Origin of the sequence: Facklamia sp. P12955, assembly GCF_050409565.1 — a bacterium.
In the GTDB taxonomy this organism is placed as follows: domain Bacteria; phylum Bacillota; class Bacilli; order Lactobacillales; family Aerococcaceae; genus Facklamia.
The window spans coordinates 1-14,193 of the sequence record NZ_JBNUPF010000010.1; the positions used below are offsets into that span (position 1 = coordinate 1).

Sequence of the window (14,193 nt, forward strand, 5' to 3'; positions counted from 1 at the left end):
AGAAAAGAAAAGGAGACTAAGCAACCGTTAATTGCTTAATCTCCTTGGATAGCATAACCCTATTTGACATAGAGCCAAAATCAAAAGACTAGTTACTAACTCGCCTCTTACCTCAATCAGGGGTTTGTTCTTTAACTAGTCTTTTATTTTCTTCTATTATTCTTTATTCCCAGTGGTTAGCCACTATTTATAGCATCAAAATCGTATCATGAACCACTCGTACCCTTAGAGTAGTTAGTAAAATCAAGGGTTACAAAATCTCGGGACCTATTCCCACTCAATCGTTCCTGTCGGTTTTGGTGTGAAGTCATAAAGTACACGACTCACGCCTGGCACTTCGTGGGTAATGCGATCAACAATCTGTTGCATAAGATCGAATGGAATGTTTTCGACGGTTGCTGTCATTGCATCTTTGGTATTGACGGCACGCACAATAACTGGCCAATCGTAAGTACGCTTACCGTCTTTGATACCAGTTGATTTAAAATCAGGTACCACGGTAAAATACTGCCATACTTTTTCAGCCAGACCGTTCTTAGCAAATTCTTCGCGTAAAATTGCATCTGATTCTCTGACTGCTTCTAAACGGTCACGAGTAATTTCGCCCAAACAACGAACGCCTAAACCTGGTCCTGGGAAGGGTTGACGGTAAACCATCTCATGAGGGAGTCCCAAAGTTTCACCAACTATACGCACTTCATCCTTGAAGAGAATCCGCACAGGTTCTACTAATTCAAAGTTCATGTCTTCTGGTAAACCCCCCGCATTGTGGTGAGCTTTGATGCCGTCTTCACTTTCTAAAATATCGGGCCAGATAGTTCCTTGAGCTAAGAAATCTACACCTTCTAACTTGCGCGCTTCTTCAGCAAAAACTTCGATAAATTCATTACCGATAATCATCCGCTTTTCTTCAGGATCAGTTACGCCTTCTAATTTCGTTAAGAAGCGCTCCACACTATCTGAATAAATTAAGTTGGCATCCATTTGGTTTTTAAAGACTTCAACTACTTGTTCTGGCTCGCCTTTACGCAATAAGCCATGATTGACATGGACACAGATTAATTGTTTGCCAATGGCTTTAATTAATAATGCAGCTACTACAGAGGAATCCACGCCTCCCGATAATGCTAATAGAACTTTCTTGTCGCCTACTTGTTCTCTGATTAAGGAAATTTGTTCTTCAATAAATTTCTCAGCCATCTCTGGGCTTGAAATACGTTCCATAGCTTCAGGTCTTCTTACTTCTACCATTGTATTCCTCCTAAATTTTATCTCTTGCGTTTATTCTATCATGCTTCAGCGAATGAAAGTATGTTTTTACAAGTTTTTATTCGGAATTTATCCTTTTTGTTCGCCTTTTAAATCTATTCAGCCAAAAGATAAGTTTTAGTATTTTTTAACGTGAATATGGTCGATATAGTGATTAACCGACTTATGCAAGACCACATCCGCTCGTGAACGAGTTGGCTTAATATGTTGGATTAAGTTAGGCAAGTTGATGGTAAACCAAACATTATCTGCATAAGCGATGGCTTCTTCTCGACTCATATTACTCATTTTATGATAATAATTAGAAGAATCTGTTTTCGCCATTTGTAAGTGAACCAAGAATCGCTCAACAAACCACTTATGGATTAGTTCTTGTTCAGCATCCATATAGATCGAAAAATCAAAGAAATCACTGACATAGATTTGTTGATTGGAAGGAAGTTGCAAAACATTAATCCCTTCCACAATTAAAATGTCCGGATTATTGATGATTTGATACTGACCTTTGACAATGTCATAACATAGATGGGAATAGGTCGGTACTGAGAAAGGAGAAGTCTGCGTCTTAATATGAGTCATAAATTCTAAGAGTAAGGACATATCATAGGACTCTGGAAAACCTTTACGGTGTAGCATCCCTCTTTGTTCTAGAACCTCATTTGAATAGAGAAAACCATCGGTAGTGATTAACTCCACTTTCCGTTTAGGGAAGGTCTCACTTAGCAATTGATGGAGCAAACGAGCCGTCGTTGATTTGCCAACAGCTACTGAACCTGAAATTCCAATGATGAAAGGCACCTTGCGGTATGCAAATGGGTCCACTTCCCCCATGGCAAAAAATTCCTGTTTAGCCATATTGTATTTCATGGTATGTTGAAAATCTGCTTCAATATAATGTAATAACGGACCATAAATTTCTCTAACATCTGTTTGCGTCAAACGGTCTTGGAGCGACACTAAACTAGCCAGCTCATCAATCGGTAAAATCTCTAAATTTTCCGATTGGAAAGCTTGCCATTCTTTACGATTATAGGTGGCATAATAATCGTTCATTGCAAAATACATATCTTCCTCCTACTGAAGTCTCATAATGAATTAATACAAACTTCTTGTAATATGTGTTAAAATACTCCAATGAAACAGTATTTTTTAATGGTTAATTTGGCTCTTATTTTAGCATAAGCGCTACCATTAATATATATCTTTTACAGAAAGGAGCTAGTTCATGAACCATTCATTCGGTAAACCTCATTATTCTTTGAAATCAACTTCAAGCAAAAAAAATAAGCTGGGCCTTGGATTTGCTCATTCTAAAATTATTTTAATGGGTGAACATGCCGTGGTTTATGACTATCCGGCCATTGCCATTCCTTTCAAACCCTGTCAGGTAAAAGTCCAAGTGACACCTTCTGCTTACGCTTATTCAACCATTGACTGTCCTTATTATAAGGGAGCTTTTGAACAAGCACCGGATCATTTAAATAATTTAAAGATGGCTTTAAAACTAACCTTAGACTCCAAACAACTACCCAAAAGACCACTTCATATTGAAATTCTATCTGAAATACCACAAGAGCGTGGTATGGGATCTTCAGCAGCTGTTTCTGTGGCTTTAATTCGAGCGGTTTGTGACTATTATGGTAAGACCATCAAGGATTATCACTTACGCATGATTACAAATGAAGCAGAAGTGATTGCCCATCAATCGACATCGGGGATAGATACCCTAGTAACTTCTTCCAATCGATCTATTATATACTGTAAGAGTCAGCAAGCTCGTGATTTTGATTTGGACTTAGAAGCTTATCTAGTAGTGGCTGATTCCGGTCAAGTTGGCCAGACCAAATTAGCTGTCAATCACGTTGCCCAACTAAGACAAAGTAAGGCTAGCTTTGTTAATGGCGCTATGGAAACGATTGGTTTTTTTGTGCGTCAAGCCTTCCTAGCGATTCGTAAAAAAGATCCACTTGAACTGGGTCGTTTAATGACTTACAACCACTATTATCTCAACCAATTAGGTGTTTCCAACCCTTCCCTTGACCACATCGTCAATGCCGCTTGGTTAGCTGGCGCTTTAGGAGCTAAATTAACCGGTGGTGGCATGGGCGGTTGCGTGATTGCCTTGGCTAAAGATCAAACTCATGCCCAAATGATTGCTGAATCGATGGAACAAGCCGGTGCAGAAAAAACATGGCTACTTAACCTTTCAAAAGCAGAACAAGCAAAGGAGTCACATCATGACTAAAGATTTTATTGCTAATTTTCAAGCCCATACTAATATTGCTTTAATCAAGTATTGGGGCAAACGCAATCAAGACTTGATGTTGCCAGTTACCTCTAGCCTTTCTTTAACGCTAGAGGCTTTTTATACGCAAACACAAGTGCATTTTTCTAAGAGTTATGACGAGGATCAATTTATCCTAAATGATCAAACTCAATCTATCCAAGAGCGGCAAAAGATTTCGCGCTTTTTAGACCCGTTTCGTCAAATCAAGAACACGGATTTAAAAGCACGAGTAATTAGTTACAACCACGTCCCCACTGCAGCGGGTCTAGCTTCATCGGCCTCAGCCTTTGCTGCTTTAGCCTGTGCCTGTAATGAGGCCTTAAATCTCAATCTATCTCAAGAAGAACTTTCAATCATGGCCCGCTTTGGTTCAGGCTCTGCCTCTCGCTCTTTATTTGGCGGCTTTGTGGAATGGGAAAAAGGACAAGGTGAGGACTCTCAATCGAGTTTTGCTCGTGCTTTTGATGATGCCGATTGGGACATTGGCATGATTGCTTTAGTAGTCAATCATAAGGCTAAAAAGTTTTCCAGCCGTCAAGCCATGCAACACACCATTGAAACTTCGCCTTTCTACGCTTTATGGGCAGAGGAAGTAGCTAAAGATTTAGCATTAATTAAGGCAGCCATTAAGGCTAGAGATATTCAAAAAATCGGTCAAATCGCTGAACATAATGCCATGAAGATGCATGCAACCATGTTGGCAGCTAATCCAAGCTTTAGCTACTTTCAAGCGGAATCCTTAAAGGCCATGGAAGCCGTTCGCCAACTGAGAAAGACTGGCTTAACTGCCTACTTTACCATGGATGCGGGACCGAATGTTAAAATCATCTGTCCCTACAGTCAAATTCCTGCCATTCAAGAAAAGTTGAGGCAAGACTTTCACCCGCAAACAATTATTGTCTCTCGCCCCGGACCTCAACCCTTCTCAATTCCGCTTATTAATCATTAGGAGGATCGTCATGAATCCTAAGCATTGCCTTCAATCATCACAAACTCAAACCATAAAAATCCCTGGCAAACTCTATATTGCTGGTGAATACGCTGTTTTGGCGCCTAAGCAAGCAGCTATCTTGATTGCAGTCGACCAGTACCTTGAGCTGACAATCCGTCAAAGGACTAAGAAAGGCTGGCTGATTGAAAACCATCAAGGAGGCTATGCGCCCCTTTGCTTAGAAACAGATGATTCGCACTTGAGAGTTGCAGAAGACTATTCCCTAGAAGAAGATCAACTGGACCAGTGGCGTTACGTGATAGAAGCAGCTAAGGTGACCCACACCTTCTTACAAGAATCGAACTTTAATAGTCGAAACTTTCATTTACACATTCGATCACAACTATTAAGTGACTCGGGTAAAAAATACGGTCTAGGCTCTAGCGGTGCCGTAACAGTCGGTACCATCCAAGCTATACTTAACTTTCACAAAATCAAGCTTTCAGCTGAGAGGCTCTACCGCCTAGCCGTTATCAGTCAACTGCGTCTAGGAGCTTCTGGTAGCTTTGGCGATATCGCTGCTAACGCTTTTGGTGGTTGGACCTATTATATGGCACCTGATCGCAAGCTTTTAAAAGAAATGATCGCTAACGCTCCTTCGATTACGGCTTTATTAAAGCAAGAATGGCCAGATTTAATAATTGAAAACTTAGCCGTTTCTAAAGACTTGCAAGTCCTGATTGGCTGGACTCAGCATACGGCTTCTACCGACAATTTGGTCAAACAATTAAAAGACCAAATATCTGCTCAGCCACAAGCTTTCCAAGCCTTTATAGATCAAGCCCCTGCAGTCGTTCGTCAATTAAAAGATGGACTAATTAATAATCAAGCAGACCTGATCCAACAAGCCATCAGTAATTACCGTAACTTACTACTTGGCTTAGGTAAGGCTTATAACCTATCCATTGAAACGGCTGCTTTAAATCAGCTGATTGAAATTGGTAATCAACATGGCTATGCTAGCAAGAGTTCAGGGGCTGGTGGTGGAGATTGCGGTATTGCCTTAGGTTATGATATAAATACCAAGGAGAGCATTCTCAAGCAATGGAAAGTTCAAGGAATTGTGCCCCTAAATCTTCAAGTGGCCCCACAATCAAGCTCAGAAAGGATTGAATAGATAATGACTTCTTCTTTATCGACCAATCGTAAAGATGACCACCTGCGTTATGCTTTAGACCAACAAAAGACTAGAAAAAATAATTCCTTTGATGACGTCCGTTTTGTCCACCATTCACTGGGTCGTCTTCATATCCATCAAATTGATTTATCCACTCAATGGGCAGGTAAAAAACATTCTTTACCTTTTTATATAAATGCTATGACAGGTGGCAGTCCTAAAACAAAAAGTTACAATCAGCATTTAGCCCAAGTTGCTGCAAGTACTGGTTTAACCATGGCGGTCGGCTCTATTTCAGCTGCCCTTAAAGACCCTCAAGTGGCTGATTCCTTTACCATTATTCGTCAAATGAATCCCCAAGGCTTTATCTTAGCCAACCTGGGAGCCCATCATGATCTGGAAAATGCCAAAAGAGCCGTCGACTTAGTTCAAGCCGATGCCTTACAGATTCATTTAAATACCGCTCAAGAGGTTGTAATGCCAGAGGGGGATCGTGATTTTTCAAACTGGAAAGAAAACATTCAAAAAATCGTTGATAACCTAGGGTTGCCTGTTATTGTTAAAGAAGTTGGCTTTGGTATGAGTCAAGAGACCCTTCAAGAACTAAAGGAATTAGGGGTCCAAACGGTGGACCTAGGTGGACGTGGTGGCACCAACTTTGTTCAGATTGAAAATCAGCGCAATGACCAGCTAGACTTTTCAAGCTTGACCAACTGGGGGCAAACCAGTGTAGAAGCTTTGCTAGAATCGCTGAATTTTCAAGATCAAATCAACATTTTAGCTTCGGGTGGTATCCGCGACTTTTTAGACATCGTCAAAGCTTTAGCTTTGGGCGCTAAAAGTTGTGGGATTGCAGGCAAGTTTCTGCATTCGGTGGACCAATTAGGTGTTGATGCGACCGTTGATTGGGTAGGTGATTGGGCCTCAGCCCTTAAACGAACCTTACTCCTCCTATCGTGTCAATCAATTGAAGATTTGCGCAAAACAGATTTAATCCTCAGTGGCGAAAGTTACCATTGGGCTACAGCCAGACAGCTTGATGTCAACGCTCTTGCCCAACGCAGTCGAAAAAGCGAAACTTTCAAGACTTAATTTTTTTAATGTTTATTTTTGTTAGACGCTAAGACATAAGCATGCCCATTTTAGAAGCACCTTGTGTAACATATGTTTGACAACTCTAGAGTTTTCTTAATAGTTTTTATTCGTCTAATTCCCAATATCCATTATTACCACTTCCAATATATCTTAGGTTTTCTATTTCTTTAATTCGTCTTTCAATAGTTTTTTCACTTACACCAGCTTGTTCAGCTATTTCTTTTCTTGTTATCTTATTGTTAGCTCTTATCTTATCTATAATAAAGTCTATTAAATCTTCCTTGGACTGAACGACATCGTGAGCGTCACCGTGAACGACATCGTGAGCGTCACCGTGAACGACATCGTGAGCGTCACCGTGAACGACAGTCTCCCCACCCACTTTTTTCGTGGCAATTTCCTTAAGAGGAATGATGGTTTTAAAAATATCTCCTTCTTCAAAAACAGGTTCGGCTCCTGAATAAAGTTTTGCGTATTTATAGGTGTTTCTCATACCAGAGCCTAGTTCATCAGCAATTCCAATTTCTCGAAAGACTTTTGATATAGGTGGGTTTTTTGGAAAGGGTTTAAATCTTTTTATATCCAAAACACCTAAACCATGGGCTAGATTACTATTTTCAACTAAGATTTTTTCATCATCTATAATCATCTTGGCTGGAAAGCCACTAGAATAATCCCTATGGGCTAGGGTGTTGGATATTATCTCCCTTAAAATCATATCTCTTGCATTAACATTTAAAGTCCCGTCTAGAACAAATAAATCATTTAGATGTTTTTGCCCAAAGGCTAAAAGTCGATCATAGGAATCAATGAGGTTGGTTATAACCACATCTCGATCATCATAACGGTCTTTATTTTCAACTCGAAAGATTGCATCTGTCTTATGTTGAGGTAGAACTGACATAATAGTAGAGTCCTTACCAAATAAAAGGATTCCTGCCAAGGTAATCCCTTCCTGGTTACTTTCAGGGTCAAGCAAGATTAAATTGGTACTTCTTAAAAGTTCTTCATTATCCATTGTATCCCATAGGTGGTTTTGATCACGACTTAAGGCTTTTGTCCTTGCCTTATTTATGACTTCTTCATCTAAATGCTCCAAACCTATCTTGGGATAGACCTTATTTACAAAATAAGACCCTTGCTTTCTAGCATAGAGTTTATAAACCTGTTCTGACTGGTCTGTGATGTTGATATCTCCTTCATGTGACCTGTCCCATATCTTTCCATTATGCCTACATACTTGAGAGCCTCTCGGTACTCTGATATAAATCAAGGTCTTACCATCAATGGCCATTGTTTTAGGTACTAAATAAAGGGGTGGATTTATTTTTTGAGGATTATTGATGGCAGTCGTAAAATCCTTGATGATTTTATCAACTTTTTCTGGATTGACACCAATAATTTCTCGATTATCTTTTACCCCTAAAATAATGTAACCACCATCTCGGTTGTTAAAGGCACAGACAGAGTTAAAGACATCCTTATTCAAGTCATTTTTAGCCTCCTTGAATTCAACATTTATGGTTTCTCCCTTATGAATTAGTTCTAGTATCTCATCAGGACTCATCTTCTTCCCCTCTGCTTTCTTCTTTTATCATATTTTCTTCATAGGCTAACAAATAATCCTTAGAATTTATTATTTGAACCTTTCCTTGATTGACTAGAAAGCTAACTCGATCACCAGGAGCAATTCCCATAAGATCCCTTACCGCCTTTGGAATCGTCACCTGCCCCTTAGCCATTACCTTTGCATTTTCAATAAAATTATCCATTAGACCACCTCCTACTTTTCCTACTTTTAATTATACTGAATATATGACAAAAAAACAAGAAGGTCTTATTGTTGATTAACTTTCTATTTTTCTTGTTTAACTATCTCATTTATTATGGCTTCCAATGCATCTACCACAATTGAATTACCAGCTTGTTTATATAAAATACTTGATGTGCAATTTTTTCTTCTTGGATGGGTCTTTTCAAGTATATTTATATCCTTATCCTCAAATCCCATTAGTCTTAAACATTCCCTTTCTGTCAAATACCTAAATTTTCCACCTCCTATATCAATAATTCCTGAATTAGGAACTCTAACTTGCTTGGTAGAAATGGTGTAGGCAAAATCTTTAATTACTTGTAGCCTTCCCTTAAAATTTTTATTTCGAGGTTTGTCAGATAAATAAGATAGAATTGAGGGTTGTCTAACTGTATATATGTCACTAACATCTTCTTCTAAAAACTCCTTTAAGGGTCTTGTCTTTCTTTTTCTTAAGTTCTTAAATGAAAAGTTATTTTCTTCAAGACAACTAATAACAAAAATTCTCTCTCTTTTTTGAGGAATACCAAAGTCCATAGCATTTAGAATTTCATATTTATTTTCATAACCTAATCTTTCCATCTCTTCTAGGTAATGAAAAAAGGAAGCTCTCATATTTTTATCGAGAACTCCCTTGACATTTTCCCATATGACCCACTTAGGTTTTATCTTCATTTCATCAATTACTCGAATGGTCTCAAACAAAAGACTAGATCTAGTCTTACTTTCCTTTGCTCCTCCTCTCTTTTCTCCTATTCTTGAAAAGTCTTGGCAGGGACTACCATGCATTAATAAGTCAACTTTAATATCTAGTGCTTTATAATCTCTAATATCCTTTACTTGATAATTTTCCGAGTAAAGGGCGTTATAGCTTTTTACACAGTTTTTATCATTTTCTACATAGTCAACCAGCTCATAATCTAATTTAAGGTTAATCAGGGCTTTTCTTATCGCCCCTATACCTCCAAATAATTCTAAAACTCTTATTTTTTCTATTTCTATCACCTCCCCAAAGTAAAAAAGGAACAAGATTACTTGTCCCCTTAATCTTTAATCCTCTATTTTGTTTTTATATTTATTGATACTGTTTTTTATTTCTCCTTCAATCTCACTTAAAAACTCTTCTTTTGATAATTTCCCTTTAGCAATATCACTTAGTTTCATCTCCCAGTTAGCCGTTGTTTCAGCTGATTTAAATTCTTCACCTACAATGGCAACTAGGGATACCCCCTTATGGGTTGAAATAAGATTCTTCTTATCTCTTTCAATGAAGCCTTTATAAATTAAATTCTCAATAATCCCTGCTCTTGTGGCAGGTGTTCCAATTCCTTTTCTTTCAACTTCCACTTCTTTATCAAGTGCCTTATTACCAGCAATTTCCATTGCTTTTAAAAGACTGTCCTCTGTATAGGCTTTTGGTGGTTGGGTATATTTTTCATTGATTAATGTTTCTTTTACATCATAAATATCGCCTTTTTTAATAACTGGTAGATTCTTTTCATTCTTTTTTTGCGATAAATCAAATTGCTTAAAACCTTCTTCAATAATCGTTTTTCCACTTGCTGTAAATTCCATACCATCATAGACATAAATAACCTTGGTCATACTTTCTACTAAAGACTTAGATGCTGACATGAGTAACTTAGCTTCAATTAATCGATAAATTTTCTTTTCATCTTCCGAAAGCTTTTTAAAATCAAAGTCAAGTGTTGCTTCAGTCGGGATAATAGCATAGTGATCACTTACCTTTTTTGAGTCAAAAATCGATAAGAAGTTCTTTTCATCAATTTCTAAATCACTTTTTAGCATAAAGAGGTATTTATCTACTTTTTCCTTCATATCAAGGGTTAGGTATCTACTGTCTGTTCTTGGATAAGAGATTAATTTTCTCTCATAAAGTTTTTGGGCTAAATCAAGTGTTTCTTTAGCAGAAAAGCCATAGATTTTATTAGCCTCTCTTTGAAGGGTGGTTAAATCATATAATTTATCAGGCTTGGTTACTTTTTCCTTTTCAATTACATCATCAATTTCTATCTGGTCATCGATTAAATTTCTTAACTGCTTGGCAGTTTCTATATCATCAATTCTTTGGGTACTTAAGCTAAAATCCTTAAGCTTAATTTCTACTGTATAATACTTTTCCTTTTTAAAGTGTTCAATCTCCTGATCTCTGGTAACAATCATATTGAGAGTCGGCGTTTGTACTCTTCCTACTGAATAGTTTTGCTTGTAAAGGCAAGAATAAAGACGAGATATGTTCATTCCAACTAACCAATCTGCCATAGCACGAGCCTTGGCTGATTCATACAAGTTCTCATATTTTTCCCCATCTTCTAACTTGTAAAAGCCCTCTCTAATAGCCTGATCTTCCATGGAAGATATCCATAGCCTTTCAATTTTCTTCTTACACTTTACATAGTCATAGACATATCGAAAGATAGCCTCTCCCTCTCGTCCAGCATCACAAGCATTGACAATAACTTCTACATCTTTTCTTGCCATTAGTTTTTTCAAAAGATTAAATTGTTTCTTTGTTCTAGGATTAATTTCATACATATATTCCTTGGGTAATATGGGCAAATCCTCTATCGTCCACTTGGCATATTTCTTATCGTATTTATCAGGACTTGCTAGCCCCACTAAATGTCCTACACACCAAGAAACATAAAAGCCATTACCTGAGTAATATCCATTGTTTCTTTTATTAGCTCCAATTACCTTGGCAATAGTTAAGGCGACACTGGGTTTTTCTGCAATTACTAATCTCATTTTTTCCCTCCATAAATTAAAAAAGAACGAAGAATTTCTCCTTCGCTCAAGATTTCTCCCAAATCTTATATCATATTCGGGAGAGCTTTTTAGATTCTAGTATTTTAATTTTTCTTACAATAAATCTTCTGTATCAATCTCTTCTTCAGCTTCTATTAATTCATCATCCTCATCTTTTTCATCATTTGTTTCGGCTTCATCAAAATAATATTCTTCATAGTCTTCTTCAAAGCCCTCTAATTCACTGGCTTCTTTGCCCTTTATGACCTTAAAGTAATATCCAGCACCAATTACTCCACCAACTACTAGAAGAAGTAGGAAGTATGTTCCTGCTGAGGATTTTTTCTCTTCCTTAACAGGTTCTTCCTCAACTTTTTCAACAACTTCTTCCTTAACAGGAATGTCTTCTTTTTCTTCTTCTTTCTTGCTTTCTACCATATTTAAGAGATCATCTTCTGAAACCTCTGTAAGAAGCATAACATTTTCACTTTCTTCGTCATGGTTGATAATTAGGTGGAAGCTTTTTCCATTCTTTGTGGTAAAGGTCACAAATTGACGAGCGTCTGCTGAATAATCAAGTCCCTCAGAATCACCACGATGTATTGGATAGTCATTATTAGCATTATCTACATTTTCCTCAATTGTTGCTCTTGCCTTAGACGGAGCACTTGCCACCCCTTTATTTGTATTTACAGCCTTACCATCTGATGTTTCTACTGGATTAACTGGAGCTTTTGCTGTTGACTTATTTGGATAGCGAACATCTTTTACTTCATTATTTTTAGACTCATTAGAACTATCATTTGTTCCACTAACTTCTGGTTTTTGATTAGAATCCTTTGAGCTGGTTGTATGTTCAGTGATTGGACTTGCCTTTACTTGAGAAGAAGCTTGTAAAGGAGATGAAGATAAACTAGCTTGATTATTAGAAGTGTTTTTTAACTCATTAATCTTTCCTTCCATCTCTTTAATTAGAGATGTTAATTGACTGTTTTCTTTTTCTTTTAATTCTTCATTTGTCTTTAAATTTAACTTATTTTTTAAGTCCTTAATCTCCTTATCTAGATTACTGATGGTTTTGTTTTGTATCTGGTTGACTTCCTCCTTGCTTTTAAGTGACTTTTCTAACTCCTCTAATTTCTTTTCTAAATCCTTGGATTCTGATTTTAGTTTTTCATCTTCCTTATTTCCCAAATCTTTAAGTTTCTTATTTAAGTCTTCTAATCTATTATCTAAATCTTTTATCTTATTAACTAAGTCCTTGTCTTTTTCCTTATCAAGCTGATTAGTTTTTTCATCAAGCTCTTTTTTAAGTTGGTCTAACTTATCTTTTAAGTCCTTAATTTCTTTTCCCTTTTCAAGGTCACTATCCTTAGTAGAAGATAAATCCTTTTCTAGTGTTTCAATCTTTTTCTTGTACTCTTCACTAGTCTTTGTCATTTCTTCTAAGTCTTTCATTGTTAAATCCGTTTGACTTGAAGCATCATTTTTATCTTCCTCGGTTTGAGTTTCTTGGTCTTTTTTAATATAGGCAACTGTTCTTTCAATTAAATCATTCCCATCGCCCTTGACCTCGTATAGTAAAAACCCATCCATAAATTCCATATCATCTGAAATCATTGGTATGTCACCACCGTCTAAGATAGCTCCAATATCCGCTTGGATTACCTCTTCATTATAAATACTTTTATCTTCAAATAGATATCTGATTTTAACATCAACCTTTTTTTGACTTGACTGATCCTTACTTTCTTTTGGTTCTGTCTGAATTTCTTTGTCTTTTACATCAGGCTTTACCTGTGTACCTATCGGATACTTTTTAGGGTTTACAATAGTCATTTCTCCCTTGTAGCTTGTCCCCTCAAGATTAAATGCCATCTTGACCTCATCGACTTCATCGCCAATAAATGAGTATTCTCCCTCTTTAAATGTTAATCCCTCAGCTAGTTTTTCAAAATTAATCTTTCCATTTAAGCCAAAGTGGTCTTGATAGAAAGGATTTTGCTTAGGCTTATATAAAGCATTTTGTTTACTAAATATACCCACCTTACTCATCTCAGGATTACCTAAAATCTTAATGGTATGAAGTCTGTTATTGACAAAGGCATATTGTTCAATTTCTCGAACGGATTTTGGAATAACAATCTCTGACAGTTTATTTCTTTCAAAGGCGTTATGCTCTATAACTTCCAAATCATCAGGTAGGATAACCTCTTTTAAGTCATTCATAAAAAAGGATAGTCCGCCTATTACCTTAAGATTTTTTGATAAGACTACCTCATCTATCTTTCCTGTATAAAAAGTTGCATAACCTAATCTTTCCACACTATCTGGAATAATAACCTTGCTCCAATGTTTACCTCGACCAAACTCTCTTTCAAATCGCTTACTATCTGCTGAATTGGAAAGCGAATAGTTTCCTCGAATAACTCTTGTTCCCTCTGGGAATTTTAATTCCTTGTTTTTCTTACTTTTTTCTATCCCCTTATCAGATAGAGCAATAATGGTGGTGTCATTACTATAAAGAAAGTCATCTTTATTCCATTCTTCTGTTTTTGCCCCAGCTACTATTGAACTTGCTATGGTAGTAAAGGCAATTACAAATGCTAATAAGCCTATTTTTATTTTTTTATTAAATGTTTTCATTATTTCTATTCTCCTTTTTATCTTCTTTAATTTTTTTCATTAAATCTTCTAGTGTTATCTTGTTTTTTCTACAAATTGCAATAATTTCTTGATCCTCTAATTCCTCCTCTTCTAATAACAAAAGCCCTAACTCTTCTTGGAGTAGGGCTATTTTCTCATTGGTTTTATTGATTTTATTTCTAACTGTTTTTAGTCTTCGACTCATT

10 protein-coding genes and 2 pseudogenes are annotated in these 14,193 nt (G+C 36.8%); 4 read left to right on the forward strand and 8 right to left on the reverse strand.

Going from position 1 to position 14,193, the window contains the following annotated elements:
• Nucleotides 1-267: 267 nt before the first annotated feature.
• Nucleotides 268-1,194, reverse strand: a pseudogene (guaA, locus tag ACQV2G_RS03940) (glutamine-hydrolyzing GMP synthase); the annotation flags it as partial.
• A gap of 192 nt (nt 1,195-1,386) precedes the next feature.
• A complete protein-coding gene (gene coaA, locus ACQV2G_RS03945; protein ID WP_428876169.1) occupies nt 1,387-2,334 on the reverse strand; it encodes a type I pantothenate kinase in 948 nt (315 codons plus the stop codon).
• 160 nt (nt 2,335-2,494) lie between these two features.
• On the opposite strand from coaA, the gene mvk reads away from it, so the two are divergent.
• From mvk to fni, 4 genes are read left to right on the forward strand one after another with little or no spacing between them, the layout of a single operon-like run.
• Complete coding sequence (gene mvk / locus ACQV2G_RS03950) at nt 2,495-3,514, forward strand: mevalonate kinase (protein WP_428873337.1); 1,020 nt, start codon at nt 2,495-2,497, stop codon at nt 3,512-3,514.
• Nucleotides 3,507-4,505, forward strand: a complete 999-nt coding sequence (gene mvaD / locus ACQV2G_RS03955; protein ID WP_428876170.1) for a diphosphomevalonate decarboxylase — start codon at nt 3,507-3,509, stop codon at nt 4,503-4,505. Before mvk ends, mvaD begins: the two co-directional genes overlap by 8 nt.
• A 10-nt stretch (nt 4,506-4,515) precedes the next feature.
• Complete coding sequence (locus tag ACQV2G_RS03960; protein WP_428876171.1) at nt 4,516-5,664, forward strand: phosphomevalonate kinase; 1,149 nt, start codon at nt 4,516-4,518, stop codon at nt 5,662-5,664.
• A gap of 3 nt (nt 5,665-5,667) precedes the next feature.
• Nucleotides 5,668-6,756, forward strand: coding sequence for a type 2 isopentenyl-diphosphate Delta-isomerase (gene fni / locus ACQV2G_RS03965; protein ID WP_428876172.1), 1,089 nt, complete (start codon nt 5,668-5,670; stop codon nt 6,754-6,756).
• A gap of 106 nt (nt 6,757-6,862) precedes the next feature.
• On the opposite strand, the gene ACQV2G_RS03970 is transcribed toward fni, so the two are convergent.
• The 6 genes and pseudogenes from ACQV2G_RS03970 to ACQV2G_RS03995 all read right to left on the reverse strand — a co-directional run bounded on the left by ACQV2G_RS03970 (nt 6,863) and on the right by ACQV2G_RS03995 (nt 14,192).
• The gene (locus tag ACQV2G_RS03970; protein WP_428876173.1) at nt 6,863-8,326 is read right to left on the reverse strand and encodes an RNA-binding domain-containing protein; all 1,464 of its coding nucleotides are present in this window, start codon (nt 8,324-8,326) and stop codon (nt 6,863-6,865) included.
• The gene (locus ACQV2G_RS03975; RefSeq protein WP_428873331.1) at nt 8,316-8,531 is read right to left on the reverse strand and encodes an AbrB/MazE/SpoVT family DNA-binding domain-containing protein; all 216 of its coding nucleotides are present in this window, start codon (nt 8,529-8,531) and stop codon (nt 8,316-8,318) included. Before ACQV2G_RS03975 ends, ACQV2G_RS03970 begins: the two co-directional genes overlap by 11 nt.
• An 83-nt stretch (nt 8,532-8,614) precedes the next feature.
• Nucleotides 8,615-9,568: a DNA cytosine methyltransferase gene (locus tag ACQV2G_RS03980; RefSeq protein WP_428876216.1), complete on the reverse strand. Its 954-nt coding sequence runs from the start codon at nt 9,566-9,568 to the stop codon at nt 8,615-8,617.
• Nucleotides 9,569-9,622: 54 nt separating this feature from the next.
• The gene (locus ACQV2G_RS03985) at nt 9,623-11,341 is read right to left on the reverse strand and encodes a DNA topoisomerase 3 (RefSeq protein WP_428876174.1); all 1,719 of its coding nucleotides are present in this window, start codon (nt 11,339-11,341) and stop codon (nt 9,623-9,625) included.
• Nucleotides 11,342-11,785: 444 nt separating this feature from the next.
• Nucleotides 11,786-13,987 (reverse strand): annotated as a pseudogene (locus ACQV2G_RS03990) (leucine-rich repeat protein); the annotation flags it as partial.
• Entirely contained in the window at nt 13,974-14,192 is a 219-nt protein-coding gene (locus tag ACQV2G_RS03995) for a conjugal transfer protein (RefSeq protein WP_428876175.1), read from the reverse strand. The pseudogene ACQV2G_RS03990 and the gene ACQV2G_RS03995, both read right to left, overlap by 14 nt.
• Nucleotide 14,193: the final 1 nt, after the last annotated feature.